This window comes from Micromonospora matsumotoense (assembly GCF_050951065.1).
Taxonomy (GTDB): Bacteria; Actinomycetota; Actinomycetes; order Mycobacteriales; family Micromonosporaceae; genus Micromonospora; species Micromonospora matsumotoensis.
Genome location: NZ_CP192025.1, coordinates 2,791,226 through 2,809,443, shown reverse-complemented (window position 1 = coordinate 2,809,443; position 18,218 = coordinate 2,791,226). Strand labels below are relative to the sequence as shown.

Annotated in this window: 15 protein-coding genes; 11 read left to right on the top strand and 4 right to left on the bottom strand. The window is 70.3% G+C overall.

Annotated features, from left to right (window positions below; all coding sequences use genetic code 11):
- Positions 1 to 686: 686 nt before the first annotated feature.
- Positions 687 to 3,548 carry a BTAD domain-containing putative transcriptional regulator gene (locus ACQP1S_RS12355; protein ID WP_432906378.1) on the top strand — a complete coding sequence of 954 codons (2,862 nt, stop codon included), beginning with the start codon at positions 687 to 689 and terminating at the stop codon, positions 3,546 to 3,548.
- 16 nt (positions 3,549 to 3,564) lie between these two features.
- On the opposite strand, the gene ACQP1S_RS12350 is transcribed toward ACQP1S_RS12355, so the two are convergent.
- The gene (locus ACQP1S_RS12350; protein WP_432906375.1) at positions 3,565 to 5,022 is read right to left on the bottom strand and encodes an AMP-binding protein; all 1,458 of its coding nucleotides are present in this window, start codon (positions 5,020 to 5,022) and stop codon (positions 3,565 to 3,567) included.
- A 379-nt stretch (positions 5,023 to 5,401) separates the two neighbouring features.
- On the opposite strand from ACQP1S_RS12350, the gene ACQP1S_RS12345 reads away from it, so the two are divergent.
- From ACQP1S_RS12345 to ACQP1S_RS12335, 3 genes are all read left to right on the top strand, one after another.
- On the top strand, positions 5,402 to 7,171 hold the full coding sequence (locus tag ACQP1S_RS12345) for a condensation domain-containing protein (protein ID WP_432906372.1): 1,770 nt from the start codon (positions 5,402 to 5,404) through the stop codon (positions 7,169 to 7,171).
- Positions 7,172 to 7,182: 11 nt separating this feature from the next.
- Positions 7,183 to 8,154 (top strand): TauD/TfdA family dioxygenase, encoded by a 972-nt coding sequence (locus ACQP1S_RS12340; protein WP_432907984.1) that lies wholly within the window; start codon positions 7,183 to 7,185, stop codon positions 8,152 to 8,154.
- Between the two features lie 419 nt (positions 8,155 to 8,573).
- Positions 8,574 to 9,293, top strand: coding sequence for a thioesterase II family protein (locus ACQP1S_RS12335; protein WP_432906369.1), 720 nt, complete (start codon positions 8,574 to 8,576; stop codon positions 9,291 to 9,293).
- Positions 9,294 to 9,388: 95 nt separating this feature from the next.
- On the opposite strand, the gene ACQP1S_RS12330 is transcribed toward ACQP1S_RS12335, so the two are convergent.
- Together ACQP1S_RS12330 and ACQP1S_RS12325 are read right to left on the bottom strand one after the other, a co-directional pair.
- Positions 9,389 to 10,027, bottom strand: a complete 639-nt coding sequence (locus tag ACQP1S_RS12330) for a helix-turn-helix transcriptional regulator (RefSeq protein WP_432906367.1) — start codon at positions 10,025 to 10,027, stop codon at positions 9,389 to 9,391.
- Positions 10,024 to 10,626 (bottom strand): response regulator transcription factor, encoded by a 603-nt coding sequence (locus ACQP1S_RS12325; RefSeq protein ID WP_432906364.1) that lies wholly within the window; start codon positions 10,624 to 10,626, stop codon positions 10,024 to 10,026. The genes ACQP1S_RS12330 and ACQP1S_RS12325 overlap by 4 nt, the downstream gene beginning before the upstream one ends.
- Before the next feature lie 681 nt (positions 10,627 to 11,307).
- Between ACQP1S_RS12325 and ACQP1S_RS12320 the strand changes: the two genes are divergently transcribed.
- Genes ACQP1S_RS12320 through ACQP1S_RS12290 form a run of 7 tightly spaced genes read left to right on the top strand, consistent with a single transcriptional unit; the run spans position 11,308 to position 16,767 of the window.
- Positions 11,308 to 12,294, top strand: a complete 987-nt coding sequence (locus ACQP1S_RS12320) for a class I SAM-dependent methyltransferase (protein WP_432906361.1) — start codon at positions 11,308 to 11,310, stop codon at positions 12,292 to 12,294.
- The gene (locus tag ACQP1S_RS12315; protein ID WP_432906358.1) at positions 12,291 to 13,106 is read left to right on the top strand and encodes a 2-keto-4-pentenoate hydratase; all 816 of its coding nucleotides are present in this window, start codon (positions 12,291 to 12,293) and stop codon (positions 13,104 to 13,106) included. The genes ACQP1S_RS12320 and ACQP1S_RS12315 overlap by 4 nt, the downstream gene beginning before the upstream one ends.
- Positions 13,107 to 13,137: 31 nt before the next feature.
- Entirely contained in the window at positions 13,138 to 14,037 is a 900-nt protein-coding gene (locus ACQP1S_RS12310) for an acetaldehyde dehydrogenase (acetylating) (RefSeq protein ID WP_432906355.1), read from the top strand.
- Positions 14,034 to 15,098, top strand: coding sequence for a 4-hydroxy-2-oxovalerate aldolase (gene dmpG, locus ACQP1S_RS12305; RefSeq protein ID WP_432906352.1), 1,065 nt, complete (start codon positions 14,034 to 14,036; stop codon positions 15,096 to 15,098). Before ACQP1S_RS12310 ends, dmpG begins: the two co-directional genes overlap by 4 nt.
- On the top strand, positions 15,091 to 15,318 hold the full coding sequence (locus tag ACQP1S_RS12300; RefSeq protein WP_245722571.1) for an acyl carrier protein: 228 nt from the start codon (positions 15,091 to 15,093) through the stop codon (positions 15,316 to 15,318). Before dmpG ends, ACQP1S_RS12300 begins: the two co-directional genes overlap by 8 nt.
- On the top strand, positions 15,311 to 15,838 hold the full coding sequence (locus ACQP1S_RS12295; RefSeq protein ID WP_432906349.1) for an aminotransferase class I/II-fold pyridoxal phosphate-dependent enzyme: 528 nt from the start codon (positions 15,311 to 15,313) through the stop codon (positions 15,836 to 15,838). Before ACQP1S_RS12300 ends, ACQP1S_RS12295 begins: the two co-directional genes overlap by 8 nt.
- Entirely contained in the window at positions 15,835 to 16,767 is a 933-nt protein-coding gene (locus ACQP1S_RS12290; RefSeq protein ID WP_432906346.1) for an LnmK family bifunctional acyltransferase/decarboxylase, read from the top strand. Before ACQP1S_RS12295 ends, ACQP1S_RS12290 begins: the two co-directional genes overlap by 4 nt.
- 168 nt (positions 16,768 to 16,935) lie before the next feature.
- On the opposite strand, the gene ACQP1S_RS12285 is transcribed toward ACQP1S_RS12290, so the two are convergent.
- Positions 16,936 to 18,216, bottom strand: a complete 1,281-nt coding sequence (locus ACQP1S_RS12285; protein WP_432906343.1) for an MFS transporter — start codon at positions 18,214 to 18,216, stop codon at positions 16,936 to 16,938.
- Between the last annotated feature and the right edge of the window lie 2 nt (positions 18,217 to 18,218).

The following is an 18,218-nucleotide window of genomic DNA, read 5'->3' as shown; positions in this document are numbered from 1 at the left end:
GGCTGCGCCTGGACCAGGGTCACCGCGTTGTCGGACAGGCGCTGTTCACGGCGGCAATGAGGTGGTGTGGGCGGCGGTTGGCGCGTCGGATGGGGCGGGCGATGTTGACCGCCACCGTTGGTGTGGTGGTAGCCGGTCGAGGTGTGGCGCAGGGTGGCCAGGACGGCGGGTCCGGTGCCGGTGCCGGTGCGGGCCTGGTGGCAGGTCTTCACGGGTCGCGACCTGCTCGGCGTGGGCGGTGCGGGTGTGCCGCGCGTCGGCGATGAACAGCAGGCCGGTCCGCCCGGGAGGAGCCCGCTCACCCGCGACGCAGGACACCCGACCCGCACCTCGGCGGACAAAACGATCATGCCGGAATCTCACGACATCGATCGACAGGAAAGCATTCGATGTATTATCGCGAGATTTCGCCCGCATGCCGTGGCAATAATGGTATTTATGTGTCGACACGCTATTACCTGACGAACTGAGGCTATGGCCCGACAGGCAAGCCGGCGCCCCCACTCTTGCCACCCGAACGACGGCCAAGCAAAATGGGATTGACGTCCGTCGTTCGCAAGATCCCGTATGCTACCAACATGGTACGAATCGAGTTCCGGGTTCTTGGAACATTGGAAGCCGTGGTCGATGGTTCCCCCGTGCCGATAACCTCACCGCGACAGCGTATAGTGCTGGCCAATTTGCTGATGGCCGCCAACCATGTCGTGACCGTCGAGAAGCTGATCGGTGCCGTATGGGACGCTTCCCCGCCGCCCAGCGCGCGTGGTCAGATCCAGATCTGCATCTCCGCGCTGCGCCGGGCTCTCGGCAGTCCGGAGATCATCGACACCAACTCGCTCGGGTACTCCCTCCGGGTGGCCCGCGAGCAGCTCGACCACCTCATGTTCGACGACGCCCTCGCCCGGGGCCGGTCCGCCGCGGCCAAGGGAGAGCTGGACGAGGCGCTGGCACACCTGGACCGTGCGATCGGCATCTGGTCCGGCCCGGCGTTGGGCGGAGTGCCCGGCCGGGCCGCGGAGGTCGCCGCCCACCGTCTGGAGGAGCGACGGATCATGGCGCTGGAGGACCGCGCCGAGATCCGTCTGCGCCTGGGCGGTCACCGCGAGCTGGTCGAGGAACTGGTCGCGTTGACCACGGAGTATCCCCTGCGGGAACGCCTGTGGGGGTTCCGGATGCTCGCCCTCTATCGTTCGGGACGACAGGCTGAAGCGCTGGCGACGTACCGCACGGCCCGCACCAACCTCGTCGGCGAACTGGGCATCGAACCGAGCCAGTACCTGCGCACGCTGGAACGCGCGATCCTCAGCCAGGACAGCAGCATCAGCGGCGACGTGGACGACGGCGGCGCGGGGACGGCCACCAGCGTGCACCGGCCGCAGGAGTTGCCCGCCGATCTGCCGGACTTCGTCGGCCATGCCGCGCTGATCGACGCGCTGACCGCCACCCTGACCAGCGAAGACACCACGCAGGTACCGATCGCGGTCACCACTGGCGCACCGGGCTGCGGCAAGACCTCGCTGGCCCTGCACGTCGCCCACCTGTTGCGCGGCAAGTTCGTCAACGGCAGCCTCTACGCCTGCCTGTACGGGAGCACCGCGCAGCCACGTTCGACCGACGCGGTGCTCAGCGACCTCCTGCACGGACTCGGCGTTGCCCCGTCGGCGATTCCGGTCGCGCTCGGGCAGCGGATCAACCTGCTCCGCAGCCAACTGGCGGCCCGACGGCTGCTGATCGTGCTCGACGATGTCGGTAACGAGGAGCAGATCGCCGACCTGCTCCCGGGCGTGCCCGGTCCGGCGGTGTTGATCACCAGCCGCCGCAGGCTCGCCGGCATCCCGGGTGCCCACGCCGTCGATGTCGACATGATGTCGGCCGACGAAAGCCTGACCCTGCTCGGTCGGATCTGCGGGGAGCAGCGGGTCGCTGCGGCACCCGACGCCGCAGTGGAGCTGACCCGGATGTGCGGCGGCCTGCCCCTGGCGGTGCGGATCGCCGCGGTGCGACTGGCTGCGCACCCGCACTGGGCGGTGGGCACGCTGGTGGACCGGCTACGCGACGAGCGGTCTCGGCTGGACGAGCTCTCGCACGGCGATGTCGCGGTCCGGTCGCTGCTCGCTGACGTGTACGAGTCACTCACCGCACCGGCGCAGACCCTGTTCTGGCTCCTCAGCTCCCTGGAGATACACGAGTTCAGCGCGTGGACCGCGGCGGCCCTGCTGGACTGCGAAACGAGACAGGCGGCGGCACTGCTCGACGAGCTGGCGGACGTCCGGCTGCTGGAGGCCCACCTCTCCGCGCTCACCAGTCAACCCCGCTACCGGTTCCACGAGCTGGTACGGGTGTTCGCGACCGAGCTCCGGTTGACGCATGGCGACCAGAAGGTATGCACGGAGGCGGTCACGCGGTCGATGGGTGCCCTGCTCGCCCTGGCCGAGGAGGCTCATCAACGGATCTACGGGGGGCGTTTCGCGGTGCTGCACGGGACGGCGCCCCGGTGGGCCGGCGCACGTGCCGAGTTCGACAGGTTCCTCGGCGATCCGACGGCCTGGTTCGACGAGGAGCGCATCACGCTGGGGGTGGCGATCCGGCAGGCGGCGGAACTGGAGTTGGACGAGCTGTGCTGGGAGCTGGCCATCGTGTCGGTCACCATGTACGAGAGACGCGGCCTGTTCGCCGAGTGGCGTACGACGCACACCATCGCGCTGGAGGCCACCAGCAGGGCCGGTAACCGCCGGGGCGAAGCCGCCATGCTGGCGTCGCTCGGTTCGCTGGGCGTCGCCCAACACGCCGAGGACGACGGCGAGAACCTGCTGCACGCCATGGAGTTGTTCGATGCGGCAGGTGACGAGGCCGGCTCGGCCCTGACGCTGCGCAACCTTGCTCACCTGGACCGGATCCAGGGGCGGCCCGCCCGGGCGGTGCTGCGTTACGAGCAGGCCCTGGAGAAGTTCCGAAAGGTGGGCGACCTTGGCGCACAGGCACACGTCCTGAGTGGACTCGCGCGCTGCCAGCTGGATCTCGGTTCCCCGGAACGGGCTGAGACGCTGGCGAAGGAGTCGCTCGCCCTGGGCGAGCAGCTCGGTAACCGGCGTCTTCAGGCACAGGCGCTGTACCGGCTCGGTGAGGTCTTCGCCGACTCCGGCCAGTCCTCGACTGCCAAGGCCGTCTTCCAGTCGGCGCTGGATCTGGCCCGGGCGCAGGACGACCGTGTCGGCCAGTCCTACGCCCTCAACGGCCTCGGCACGGCCTTGTTGGAGCAGAGCGAGTTCACCGCGGCCGAGATCCATTTCAGTGAGGCGGTCGAGCTCTGCCGGGTGACGCACGAGCGGAACGTGCACGCGCACGCCCTGTTCGGGCTCGGTCGGGTATACCTGGGCCGGGGTGAGTTCGACACCGCGGAACAGTTCTTCGTGCAGGCCGCGAACGCATTCGCCATGCAGGAGAACACCCCGTGGCACTCGCGTTCCATCGAAGAGCTGGGCGCGTTGCGTCAGGCTGCCGGCAGGCTACCTGCGCGGGGTGGCAACGAGCCGACGGCAGGGAGGTGAGAACCGGTCCGCGAGCTCAACCCCGTTGGCCGGCCAGCCGCCAACGTTCGAGTTTCCCGGCGGACGAGCGTGGTACCTGGTCGACGAACGTCACCCGGGTCGGCACCTTGTAGTTGACCAGACCGGCCCGGCAGTGCGCCATGAGCTCACCGCTACTGACCGAGGCTCCCGGCCTGCGGACGACATAGGCGCCGACAGTGGACCCGAGCACCTGCTCCTCGGCTGCCACCACCACGGCGTCCAGCACTGCGGGGTGCTCCAACAACTGGGCCTCGACCTCGTTGGGATAGACCTTCTCGCCGCCCACGTTGATCACGTCGTGCCGCCGGGGGGCGAGGAACAGATAGCCGTCCTCGTCGAGCCAACCGAAGTCGCCGACGCTGGCGAAACCGTCGGTTGTCGTCTCCAGCAGTTGGCTGCCCAGGTATGCGTCTCCTCTGGAGACCCGACCGGCGCGCATGAACACCTTGCCGGTCTGTCCCGGGCCGAGCCGGTTCCCGGCGTCGTCCCTGATGCTGATCTTCGTGAAGAACCCGCGACCCACCGTCCCGGGTCGCTGTAGCCACTCGTCCCCGCGCACCAGGGTGCCGCCGATGTTCTCGGTCGAGCTGTACACCTCGTACAGATGCTGGGGCCCGACCAGCTCGATCCACCGCTGCTTGGTGAACGAGTCGCACGATGCGGCCGTGTGCATCACCGTGCGGACGCTGGCGAAGGACGCCGGGTCGGGCTGGAGAAGCAGCAGGATGGTGCGCATGTGCGCCGGGGTGAGCTGGATCCACTCCACTGCGTGGCGCTCGACCAGCTCCACCGTCCAGGCCGGCAGGAAGTACGGCGGCAGAATGGTGGTGTTGCCGTCGAGGAGCCCGTCCAGCAGCGTGGTGAACGGGGCCGCATGGTGCAGGGGGCCGAGGATCAGTTGCCGCTGACCGGACCGCCAGCCCGCGCGGCGGCGCAACGGCAACGGCACCTGGTGCGGATCGTAGGTGAGCGGCCCGGGGCGGATCGCGATCTTCGGGTGGCCGGAACTGCCGCCGGTCGGCAGCAGATAGCCGATCCGGCTGGCCGGCGACGCCGACGACCACCCCGGCCGATCCGCGTCGGCATCGGCATCGGCATCGGCATCGATGAGCCGAGCCCGGCCGTACGTCCGGCGGATGAAGGTGAGCAGCTTGTCCCGCTCGGGTCCGGGCGAGGCCGGGTTCAGCGGCAGCAGCGGCAGCTCCGCAGAGAGGACGGCCACGATGTCGACCACCGTCTGGATCGTGTTGTTCGCCTCCACCGCGACCGCTTCCGGGCCGGTGCGCCGGGCGGCGGCGGCCACGAGTGCGGCCGCCCGCCGGCCGCTCCGCTCGGCCAGTTCCCGCCACGTCAGTACCTGCTCGACGCAGTTCTCATCGAAACCGACGACCGCGGGTTGGTCGCTGGACGTCGCCGCGATATCGGTGATCCGCTGGCGGATCGATACGCTCATTCGGGCCTCCCACGATCGAGTGCGTCGTCATCCATCCGGCGGTCGACGACCGGCCGGACAGGCCTGCCGGCCGGAACGCGGGCCCGCATGGCAGACCTCGGGGCGCACACCTGATGGACGCCTGACGATGATGTCCGGTAGGGCCCGGCGGCCGCAGGGAACAACAGGCAGAACAACGCACACGATCCGACCCGTGAGTCGCTGCCGGTCCTTCCCTACTGCCCGGCACGGGCCGCTCAATAACGTGGCGCACATGGTCTCACCAGGGCACGTCGACAGTGCCGCGTCGAGCAGTCGGACGACGCCGACCCGCCAGGCAACCCGTACCCGCGGTCTCCTCCGCCGGGGGCGGTCGGTGGGTCTGCTCCCACGACCATCGGTGACCGTGCGGTTCAGTGGGACGCGATCGGCCGAGGGGCCGCTCAACATCGGCCAGTACAACATCCTGCAGTGGCTGCGCGGCGAGTCGGAGCAGTTCTTCGCGGCCGTCGCGGGGGAACTCGACGTTCCTGCCGCAGCCGTGGTCGACGATGTCGCCGAGGCACTTGCGGTCCTGATCGGACGACACGAGGGACTGCGTACGACGTACGTCGACGGCGTCACGCCACGGCAGATCGTGCACGCCACCGGTGACCTTGTCGTGGAGGTCTACGCGATCGAGGCCGCGGAACCGCAACTCGTCGACCGGGCCGGCCTGTCCAGGGACCTCACCCGGCGGCTGCGTGCCGCGGGCGCCTACCGCATCGGCGAGTTGCCGGTCCGGGCCGCCCTCGCGGTGCTGCCGGGTGACGCGTCCACCAGCTCCGCCCCGGTGGTGCAGGCCGCGGTGCTCGGCTGCTCCCACCTCGCTGTCGACTACCAGGCGATGGAGATCGTCAAGCGGGAGTTCGCGGACCTGATCCGGGGTCGCACCGCACCGCCGGCGGGCGGACCTCCGATCCAGCCGTTGGACCTGGTCGCCCTGGAACGCACACCCAGGGCACTGCGGCATGAGGAATCGGTGCTGGGCTACTGGGGCGACCGGTTGTCCCGCATGCCGCAGTGCCTGTACCCGGTCCCGCGACGCACAGCCAGCAGCGAGCCGCCCCCGCGGGGCACGACCGACTCCGGATCGGTAGCCGTCGAGCTGACCTCCACCGCGGCCGGCATGGCGTTGCGGGCGGTGACGGCACGCACCAGGACGAGCCGCGCCAGCGTCGTGCTGGCGGCGATCGGCGCGGTGCTCTCGCACCGGACCGGCACCCGGGATCTCGTGCTCCCCACCCTGTCCGCCAACCGCTTCGAGCCGTACCTCAGGCACCACGTCGGCAGCCTCGCGCAGCTCGCGTTGATCACGCTCACCATCGGTGACACCACCTTCGACCGGCTGGTCCGGCAGGCGTGGACCGCAGTGGTCGCCGCGAGCAGGCACGGACGCTACGACGTGGACAGGCAGCGTGCCGTCGCGGGCCGCGTCGAACACGAGCGCGGCATCGTGTTCGACTGCGAACCGTTGTTCAACAACCTCGTCATCGAGTCGGGTCCGGCGACCGGCAGGGCCACGGCACCGGTACCCACGCCGGGTGAACTGGAGGCCGCGCGGTGCGCGACGCAGGTCCGGCGGCAATCGATGCCGGTCGGGACCACGCTGATCCGGTTCGATCTCTACGGGACCGACGGAGAGCTGCGTCTGGGCTGTTGGAGCAGCGACACCGACCGCATCTGCGACGACGAGGCCGAATCGCTGCTCCTGGCGGTCGAGAACCTGCTGATCGCGGCGGCATCCGGTGACCTCGACGCCCGGGGGATCCGCGGCTCGATCCCGCTCAACCCGGTGGAGCGGGGCCCCGGCTGGCTGTTCGTGGACGGCTGCTGGGTCGAGGTGGCCGAGGTACAACGGCTGCTCGACGACGCGCTGGCGTCCACCGGTGCCAGGGTCTTCACCGCCGTGCACGGCGTACCGCTGGCCGCTCATCTGGCACGGACCGGGGCCGTAGGCACACCCGGACAGGCCCATGCCGCCTGCATGGCGGCGCTGAAGGCGTATCCGACGGCAATGGCACCACAGCACTACGTCATCTGCGAGCGCATCCCGGGTGACCCCGACGACCCGGCCGCGTGGATCGACGTGTGTTGTCAGGGATCCGGCCGAGAGGGAGTCGACAGTTGACCACCAGCAAGATCACATCCCCACGCCCCGTTCCCACGACGACAGCCGACGGGTCGGCGCTGCCCGCCGTGCTGACCGCGCCCACCGGCGGCGAGCCGGCTGCGAGCTATCTCGCCGGGGTCCGGGATTCGGTCCGTCGGCAGCTGCGCACCCACGGCGCGGTCCTGCTGCGCGGCTTCGACATCGGCGACGTCAGCGGCTTCGAAGGAGTTGTCCGGGCGATGTCCGGTGCACCGCTGTCCTACGCTGAGCGGTCGTCACCGCGCAGCACCATCGCGGGCCAGGTCTACACGTCGACGGATTACCCGCCGACCGAGGAGATCTTCCTACACAACGAGAACTCGTACCAGGCGACCTGGCCGTTGACGTTGTTCTTCTACTGCATCACCCCGCCCGACACGCGGGGTGCCACTCCGCTCGCCGACACCCGTCGGGTTCTACGGTCGATCGACCCGAGCGTACGGGAGGAATTCACCCGGCGCGGCTGGACCGTGGTCCGCAATTTCACCGAGGGTTTCGGCGTGCCGTGGCAACAGGCGTTCGGCACCACCGACCGGGCCGAGGTCGAACGCTACTGTGCGCGCAGCGGTGTGGAGGTCACGTGGATCGGGCGCACCGGCCTGCGCACGACGGCCCGCCGACAGGCGGTGCATCAGCACCCGGTGACCGGCGAGTCCGTCTGGTTCAATCACCTCACGTTCTTCCACGTGACCACGCTGCCCGAAGAGGACTGCGAGGGCTTGCGGGAGATGTTCGACGAGGCGGACCTGCCCACCAACACGTACTACGGAGACGGCGCGCCGGTACCCGACGAGATCGTGGCGCACCTGCGCGACTGTTACCGCGCCGCCCAGCGACGATTCGACTGGCAGCGGGACGACGTGCTGATCGTCGACAATATGCTGTCCGCTCACGGCCGTGAGCCGTTCACCGGATCACGCAGAATCGCCGTGGCGATGGCCGAACCGTTACCGGGCGCGTAGCACCCGGTAGGTCGCGGAGGGCCACCTCCGTGGTGGCCCTCCGCGACCTACCGGGGAAGCGACTCTTCAGCCCCACGGAGTATCGCCGGGGACGGCGACCACCGAGGTCGACGGCATGGTGATCGGGCGCGAACCGGAAATCAGTGACGCTCGCAACTCGGTACCCCTTTCCTGCTTCGACTATCGTGCCGGCGGCCGCCGACAGAACGAAGCTATTGCCGGCCGTTTTCGGCTCCCCATCATGTTGCTTTACCCGCCGGCCGGGACACGCCCTGCCGGTGATAGTGACATGGAGGTGCCTGGAACGACGATCGAGCAAGAAGTGCCACTCTCCGTCAACGAAGGCGACCTTCCTCATGGCCTCATGGTGGGACCCACGGACCGATACGCCGCACGCCGACACCACGACGCTGATCTGCATGCCCAGCGCAGGCAACGGCGACCTCCAGTTCGACAGGTGGCCCGACACCGTCGGCCCGTGGTGTGTCGTCCGCACGCCGACGATGGGCGGCCCGGGCGGCGAAGCGGTGGCGACGACCTCGGCGGGCCCGGCCCCACCGGCACCGGCGGGGCTGCCGGAGCGGGCCGCGGAACTCGTGACCGACCTGATGCGCCGGGGGATCGAGAGGTTCGCGTTGTTCGGCCACGAGAGCGCCGCGCTGCTCGGCTACCAGGTCGCGGTCGAGTTGAACCGGCGGGGCGCGCCGGCGCCCCTGCGCTTGTTCGTGTCAGGTTGTCCCGCACCCCACTATCTCAGGCGATATGCCGGCGCAGCACACACCGAACCGACCGACGACGAACTGACCGATCGCGTGCTGGCGACCACGATGGCCATGGGCGGCAACCCGATGCCGTGGGTCATCGCGACCGGCGTGCGTGCACTCCGGACCGAACTGGCCACGTTGCGGGCCTACCGGATACCCCGCCCGACGCCGCTGCGCTGCCCGTTGACCGCGATTCGGTGGCTCGACCAGGACATCGCACCGGAGGCGCTGGCCGGCTGGTCGGCGTACGGGGACACCGAACTGGTGCAGTTGCACGGATCCAGGTTGAGCTATGCGACCGAGCCGGCCGACCTGTTGCGGGTCATCAGCGAGCGGGCGACGGCCGATGACCGCCGGCGGTCGGCCGAGGGGTGACGGCGGCCGACCGGACCGACCCGGGCGACGGGCGTCGTCGGCCCTCCCCCACCCGGTCGTCGCGCCCCACCGGTGGCCTGCCGCGGACGACCGACTCAGATCAGCCCGGCCGCTACCCCGCAGGCCACGGCGTGGGCGCGGTTGCGTACCTGTAGTCGCCCCATCATGTCGTAGATGACGTTCTTCACCGTGTGGTTGGAACACAGCAGCGACCGGGCGATCGTCGCGTTGTCCTGGCCCTCGGCCATCAACGCGAGCACCCTCGTCTGCCGGGGCGTCAGCGGTGACCGGCCGGCCACCCGGGACGTCCCGGCCGGGTCCGGCGTACCGGCGCCACCGAGCACCCCTACCAGCACCTCGTGCGGCAACCGCACCTCGCCGTCCCGGGCAGCCTGCAACGCGGCGGCCAGTCGGCTCGGTGTGGCGTCGGTGAACCGGAGCATCACCAGGATCCCCGAACGTAGTACCCGTGCCACGTCCGTCGGCGAGAAGCGGTCCGCGATCACCAGCGTCCTCCGCGGCCCGGACCACGGCTGCGGCGGGCATGCCACGAGCGCCTCACTCACCGCCGCGACCGCGGTGACGACGACGGTGTCCGGTGATCCGTGCGGCTCGGGCACGGACGTGACGCCGGCCCGCCGCAGGACGGCCAGCACCTCGGCCCGGATGGCCGCGTCCGGGGCTACCAGGTGTGCGGTCGGGAACGCCGTGCGCCCCTCCTGTTCGCCGTTCACAACATGCCGGCCCGTAGGGCGAAGGCCACCGCGTGGGCCCGGTTGCGCAGCCGGAACCGCCGCGTGATGTCGTGCACGACACTCGTCACGGTGCGGGTCGAGTAGCACAGCTCCTGCGCGATCTCGCCGGTCTCCCGTCCGTCGGCGAGCAGCCGCAGCACCGCGCGCTCGCGTTCGCTGATGTTCGACGCGAGGGTCCCGGCGGGAACGGTCGGCGCGGCGAGCAACCGGTCGAGCATGTCCGGCGAGACCGTGCAGTCCCCCTCACCGGCGGCCAGCACGGTACGGGTGAGTCGGTCCGCGGTCGCCTCGCGGCGCCGGAGCAGGCCGCGGGCACCGGCCGCGATGGCCCACAGCGCCTCGGCCGGCTCCACCTCGGGCACGACGAGCACCACCTCCGGCCGGTCCGCCCCGGCGCGCACGGACCGCACCGCGTCCAGCGCCTCCCGGCCCAGATGCTCGACGACCAGGACCGTGACCACGGCCCTCTCCCGCGTCGTCACCACGGCGATGTCCGGACACCCGAGCAGCGCGCTCGTCACGCCCGCCTCCAGCACGGGGTCGGTCGCCACGACGTTGACCCACATCGGTTCGCCCATCACGCCTCCTTCGTCGCCGCGCCGTGGCGTGGCGTGGCGTCCGGAATATCCTGGGCGTACGGTTCCGCGACGAGCTAACTGGTCACTGTCGGCGTGCTGTCAGCCGGCGGTGGCTGCCGATAGTGGACTATCGACTCGCTATCGTCGGGTCGCGCCGGTCGTCCCGCCCTGTGCCGACCGGCCGGCCCGGTCGGCAGCCGGCCCGGTGGCCGCAGTTCGTCCCAGGGTGGTCGGCCGGGTCGCGCCCACCATCCGGCGGCCGACCGGTCCGCCGGGCGACTCCCTGCCCGCGACCCGACCGACGAACGGGCAGGCGACCGGAAGCAACGACGACCGACGCCTCTCACAGGTCTGCCGATTCTTCTCTGCAGTCGACAGGGCTCCCGTGGAACATTGACAACCGTTGCAGATCCGTGCCGGAAAGGCGGATCGCCGCCGTGACCGAAGGAGCGGCTGATGAACGGCTCGGCAGGGCTCGCATCCACTCTGACAGCGTGTCCGATCCCCCCTGCCTGACCGCGTCCCGCCCGCCGGTCACCTCGGGAAACGAGGGGGCGGGCCGAAGCTCCGCGGCTCGACCCCACCCGCAGGACCCGGCTTCCTGTGTGGACGGAAGCGGAGCGAGAACAGCAAGGGCCGTTACCGGACAATCGCCGAACCGGCGGGACGTGGGGTGCACAAGTGATCAGTTCTGATGTCAGTGGGATCGCTGCGGATCTTGCTGCGAACGCCACTCTTCTGGAGATCGCCGAGAATCTGGGGCTCTCCCCGCTTCTCGATCGTGGGATGCCGTTCACGCTGGCCGAGGCGACTACCGCGGCCGACGTCGCCGAAGCGCGCATCCTGCCCTTCCTGCGCGCCACGGTCGCCGCCGGTCTGCTCGAGCACGACGCCGGGACCGGGCTGTTCGCGCCCTGCGCCGAGTTCGCGGCCCGCAGGTACGAGGCGGGCTACCTCTCCTGGTCGCTCAACGCGAACCGGCCGTACATCGATCACGCCGCGCAGTTCCTGCGCGAGCCGGAAGCGGCCGGCGGGCAACACCAGCGCGACGGCCGACGGGTGGCGGTCTCGTCCCGCTGGATCGGCTCGCGCGGCTTCTATCCCGGGGTCTTGTCGGAGATCATCCACCGCAAGCCCCGACGCATCGTCGATCTCGGTGCCGGCGCGGGCGCGCTGCTGATCCGGCTCCTGACCGAGCTGCCCAACAGCACCGCCGTGGCCCTGGACCTCAGCTCGGGGGCGTGCGCGGAGGCCGAACGCGCCGGTCGCCGCGCCCAGGTGGACGATCGTCTCACGGTGGTCAACCGGTCCGTCGAGACACTCGTCAACGACCCCGGTCCGCTCGCCGGCGCGGACATCGTCCACGCCGGCTTCGTCATGCACGACGTCGCCCAGACTCCCGAGGTCTTCGCGGGTGTCCTGCGGACGTGCCGGGAGCAGCTCTCCGACGGCGGTTGCCTGGTGGTCACCGACGCGGTGCCGTACGTGAACACTCCGGGCGAACGTGCCTTCAGTGCCCTGTTCAGCTACCTCCACGAGAGTTCGATGGGCGTGCGGCTACCGGCCGAGGAGCAGTGGTGCGGGCTTTTCCGGCAGGCCGGCTTCTCCGACGTGACGAGCACCCCACTGCCGATGCCCGGCAGCCGCCTCTTCGTGGCCACCCGATGAGCGGAATCGAGGGATCACCCGCCCTGGCGGAACACGACACCGAGCAGATGGCCATGGCCCTGTACCAGGCGCGGCGGAGACGCGTACCGATCGCACCGTTCACCGATGCCCGTCCTACGCTCGACGCGGTCGGCGGATACGCCGTCCAGCGTCGGCTGACCGACCTGCTGGTCTCCGACGGCGAGCGGGTGATCGGTTACAAGGCGGGACTCACCTCCGCCGCGATGCAGGAGATGTTCGGGGTCGACGCCCCGGACTACGGCCCGGTGTTCGCCTCGACCGTCCGTCCGGACGGTACCCGTGTCGCCCGTGACGACTTCATCTCGCCGAAGGTGGAAGCCGAGATCGTCTTTCGGCTGGCGAGCCCGTTGGCCGGTCCCGGCGTCACCGTGGAGCAGGCCCGCGCGGCGATCGGAGAGGTCGTCGCCGGTCTGGAGGTGGTCGACTCCCGGATCACCGATTGGCGTATCCGGCTGGGCGACACGATCGCCGACCTCGCCTCGAACGGCGCCGCCGTGCTGGGACGCCCGATCCGGGCCCGCCCGGACCTGGACTACCGGCTCGTGCGTATGGCCTTCCGCCGCAACGGGGAGCTGGTCGCGTCCGGCCAGGGTTCCGACGCCCTGGGCGACCCGGTGGCGGTGGTGGCGTTGCTGGCGAACCTGCTTGGCGAGAACGGCGTCACGCTGGAGGCCGGGCAACTGATCATGACCGGTGCCCTGCACGCCGCGGTCCCGTTGCGTCCAGGCGACACCTACACCGCCGAATTCGATCATCTGGGTGCGGTCACTCTGCACGTGGCGCATGAGTAGTCACGACCCGGACAGGAAGGCGATCCCCTCGATGAAACCAGAACGACGGCTGTCAGTTGGGGTGCTCGGCGCCGGGCTCATCGGCGTCGACCTGGCGGTGAAGGTCGAGCGGTCCGCCGCGCTGGCCCTCCACCTCGTCGCCGGCCGGACGGCCGAGAGCCCGGGGCTCAAGCGGGCCGCCCGGCTGGGCCTGCCGGTCACGAGCCGGGGCCTACCCGCACTCGCCGACCTCGACGAACCGCTCGACGTGGTCTTCGACGCCACCGACGCCGGCTCGCACGCCGAACACGCCGAGGCGCTGGCACCGCTCGGCACGCTGCTCGTCGACCTGACGCCGAGCCGGATCGGACGCATGGTCGTCCCCACCGTGAACGGCGCGGACGTCACCGGCCACCGCGACCTCAACATGGTGAGCTGCGGCGGACAGGCGTCGGTGCCGATCGTACGGGCGCTCGCACGGGCCCACCACATCGACTACGTCGAGGTGGTCGCGACCGCCGCCACGCTCAGCGTCGGCCGCGGGACCAGGCTGAACCTCGACGAGTACGTGGAGACCACCCAGGACGCGCTCCGCGAGTTCACCGGCGTCGGGGACGTCAAGGCCATCCTCAACATCAGCCCCGCCCGTCCTCCGGCGACCTTCCGGGTGGCCATCTCCCTGATCGGCGAGGGGCTGACCTCCGATTCGGTACGCGCCCTCGTGGCGGAGGCCGCCGCCGACGTCCGTGCCTTCGCCACCGGTTACACCGTGACGAGTTGCGTCGTGGAGGACGACAGCAGGGCATTCATCGCCGTGGAGGTGACCTCCACCGGCGACCAGATACCCGCCTATGCGGGCAACCTCGACATCATCAACTCCGCAGCGATCCGGGTCGCCGAACGCTGTGCGGTGCAACGCCGACCGACCGAGGTCATGGAGGTGGCATCATGAGCCAGCAGGCCGCGGCGGGTCCGCCGGGACGACCGATCCTGATCCACGACCCGACGTTGCGCGACGGGCACCACGCCGTCCGCCACCAGCTCGGGCGCAAGCAACTGCGGGCGTACGCCGAGGCCGCCGACGCGGCCGGGATACCCGTCGTCGAGGTGGGGCACGGCAACGGCCTGGGCGCCTCGTCCCTCCAGGCCGGCCGCGCCCTCCTCAGCGACGCGGCGATGCTCTCGGTGGTCCGGGACGCGTTGTCCACCAGCAAGCTCGGTGTGTTCATGCTGCCGGGGTGGGGCACGACCGAGGACATCCGGCAGGCCGTCGCGCACGACGTCGACCTGGTCCGGATCGGCACCCACTGCACCGAGGGCAACCTGGCCGAGCGGCACCTGGGGCTGCTGCGCGATGCGGGCGTCGACGCCCACGGCGTGCTGCTGATGAGCCACATGGCGACTCCCGAGCGGCTGGCCGAGGAGTGTGCGCAGCTCGTCGGGTTCGGCGCGACCGGAGTGGGCATCCTCGACTCCTCCGGCTACTACCTGCCGACGGACGTGACCACACGCATCGCGGCCATCCGGTCCGCCGTCGACGTGCCGGTGATGTTCCACGGGCACAACAATCTCGGTATGGCGGTGGCGAACTCGATAGCCGCCGCCGAAGCGGGCGCCACCATCCTGGACGCGTGCGCCCGGGGGTTCGGCGCGGGGGCCGGCAACACGCAGCTGGAAGTCCTCGTGCCCGTGCTCGAACGACTCGGCTACGACACCGGCATCGACTTCTACCGGCTGCTGGACGCGGCGGACATCGCCGAGCGGGAACTGATGCCCGCGCCGCCCACCATCGACTCGATCGGCGTGGTGAGTGGTCTCGCCGGGGTGTTCTCCGGATTCAGGAACCGGGTGCTGGACGTCGCCGCCCGCGAGGGAGTCGATCCACGCGACGTCTTCTTCGAACTGGGCCGCCTGCAGGCGGTGGCCGGGCAGGAGGACCTGATCGAGGACGTGACGCTCACGTTGCGGGCCGGGTCCACGGGGCGGGACGAACGGACGGCGAGCCATGTTTGACCAACTCAAGGCCATTCTGGTCGAGGATCTGCAGATGCGGACCGAGGACGTCGTCGCCACGGCCGATCGCGCCGAGGTGGGCCTCGACTCCCTCACCGTGGTCGAGTTGTCGGCCCTGCTCAGCCAGCGGCTGGACATCCAGGTCTCCGACTACGAACTGCTGGAACTCGCGACCGTCGGCGACATCGCCGATCTGGTCGCGGAGCGCTGTCGTGCCTGAGGGCGCGGGACCGACCGCCGGACCGTCGCACGCCGTCACGCGGGCCCTGTCGCGCAACGAGTCACCACACGATCCGTCACCCGGGATCCTCGCCACGGTCGCGGCGAGCGGCCGGATCGTCAACCGCTATCCCGACCCGGCCTGTGCCGACCTGATCCTGGCGCCCGCACACCGGCACGGGGTGGAGCCCGACCGCCTCACCGCCACCACCCGGCTGGTCGTCACTGGTCATCCCCACAACCCCACCGGCACGCTGGTCGGCCCGGACGAACTACGCGCCTTCCTCGACCGCACCCCGCCGACCTGCCTGGTCGCCCTCGACGAGGCGTACTTCGAGTACGTCGACGAGCCCGTCGGAACCGGCGGCCCCGCCCTGTGCGACGAGTACCCGAACCTGGTGGTCCTGCGCACCTTCTCGAAGGCGTACGGCCTGGCGGGGCGCCGGGTCGGCTACCTCGCGGTACGCCGGCGGCGCAACCGCGGGGCACCGCAATTGCTCACGACTGGAGCGGTGGGATGATGCCGGAGAACACAGCCCCTTCCCGGAAGGTGGTCGTCGCGCCGGGGATGTGCAGCGGTGGCTCGCTGATCTTCGGGCGGATCGGCGACTGGACGTGGGAGTCGGTGGCCGAGGCCTGCGGCACCAACGTGCACGCCGCCCGTACCGCCGAGGGCCAGCCGACCTACCTGTCCTTCTACTACTACCGGGTGCGCGGCGGGAAGGTCGTCCACCCGCACGGTTTGACCTTCGGCGACGAGCTCGACGTGACGTCGAGGGTCTTCCAGTTCGGCGGCGGCTCGGTTCTCACGTTGCACCGGCTCGCCCCCGCCGGTTCCGGCCTCGGCACCGCGGTCCTCGATCCGGCGGAGGTCTACGAGACGCCGGACCCGGAGTGCATGTACGCGGAGACGCTCAACCGGTGGATCGCCCGTGGCCGTCCGGACAGCAACCGGGTCCTCACCGAAACGGTCCCCCACGATTTCGCGTACGCCGACCTGCCGCGACTTCCCAACCAGTTCTCACCGCGTACGCTCGTCGGCCGCGCCCGTCATGCGGGCAGCTTCTGCGTTCCGGGGCCGCCCGGATTCACGGTCGCCGGGGAGGAACGGTCCTTCACGTACGCGCTGGACGCCGTGCGGGACATCAACGGCGCCGGACTGGTCTACTTCGCCTCGTACTTCTCGATCTTCGACACGGCGCTGCTGCGACTGTGGCGCGGGCTCGGCCGCAGTGAACGGCAGTTCCTCCAGCGGCGGGTGATCGATCAAAAGGTGGGCTTCTTCGGCAACGCCGACCTGGGCTCGCTCTTCACCATCACCGCGCGGAGATGGCAGAACGTCGCCGACCCGCTGTCCGAGATCGCCGACCTGGAACTCCGCGAGTCCACCACCGGTCGGCTGCTGGCGGTCGCGGCGATCGAGACGGAGACGCCGTCGACGCCGGCATAGGAGGCGGTGTCGGTCCGGCACGGCACGGCACCATCGCACGGGTACGGTCGCGAACCGGCGACCGTACCCGTGCTGTCGTGGCTGACGTGGCGCACCGTGCGGTCGCGACATCCCCGGTGGCCGCACCGGATCGCATCGTTCCGGCTCGGTCACCGGGCCCGAAGCGGGCTATCGGGCCGCTGTCGCCATCGGCTGTTCGCTGGTCAGCGTCGCCGGTCCGAACCGCCGCAGTGCCACCACGAGGTTGACCGCCGCGAGGGTGGACAGGACCGCGAGGACGAGCAGCGTCGCCGTCACCCCGAAGCGGCCGATCGCCATTCCGCCGGCCATGAAGCCCAACGGGCCGGCGATGTTGCTGATGGTCATGACCGCCTGGATCACCTTCGCCCGGATGTCGGCCGCGAACCGGGTGGCCAGGATGCTGAAGAACGGCGCGTTGGACAACGGCAGCGCCGCACCGGACACCGCGAGCGCGCCGACCAGGACCGGCACCGGCACGTCGAACAGCAGCACCCACCAGGGAAGGACGAGTTGGAAGGCGGCCAGGCCGAAGACCAGCATCGGGGACAACCGGCTGCCGATCAGGTAGCTGACCGCCGCCCCGGCGATGGCACCGGCACCGAAGCCCGAGAGCAGCAGCCCACCGACCTTCGCATCGCCGCCGAAGCGGTCGAACGCCAGCAGCGGCAACGCGAGCATCAGGACCCGCATGAGGAAACCGAAGCTGACGGTCGAGACCATCACCCGTCGGAGGAAGTCGTCCCCGAGCACCGCGCGGACCCCGGCCAGGACTCCCGTGTGGGTCGCGCTCTGCTGCTCCTGCCGGGCAGGAGGCGGCAGTTCCGTGCGCGGCGTGCGGGGGACGAACCACCACAGCAGCAGGCCGGACAACGCGTAGGTCGCGGCGTCGAACCACAGCACCTGCTCCGCACCGAGCGTCGCGATCAGCACACCCGCCACGGCCGGACCGGCGAGCGCGGCGACGTTGAAGCACCCTTCCAGCACGCTGTTCGCCCGCATCAGTGCCTTCGGGTCCGGACCGACGAGTTCGGTGGCCAGGTCGCGCTGTGCGGCGAAATAGGGCACCCCGAGCACGCCGATCACCGCCACCACCGCCAGGATCAGGGGGAAGCCGAGTAGGTCCAGCGCGGCCAGCACCGGTATCGCCGCGATGGCCACGGCCTGCGCGAAGTCGGCGACCACCATGGTCCGGCGGGCGCCGAAGCGTTGGATCACCTCGCCGCCGGCGAATCCGAGCAACGCCATGGGCAACACCGACACGGCGAAGACCAGACCTGCCCGCGGCGCCGAATCGGTGCTCTCCAGGACCAGCCACGGCAGGGCGAGCATCGTCATCTGGCTGCCGAAGGCGGAGCCGCTGCCGGCGACGTACACCGCCGCGAGTGCCCGTCGGGCGGGCGCAGGCCCGGGCGGTGGCACGGTGCGCACCC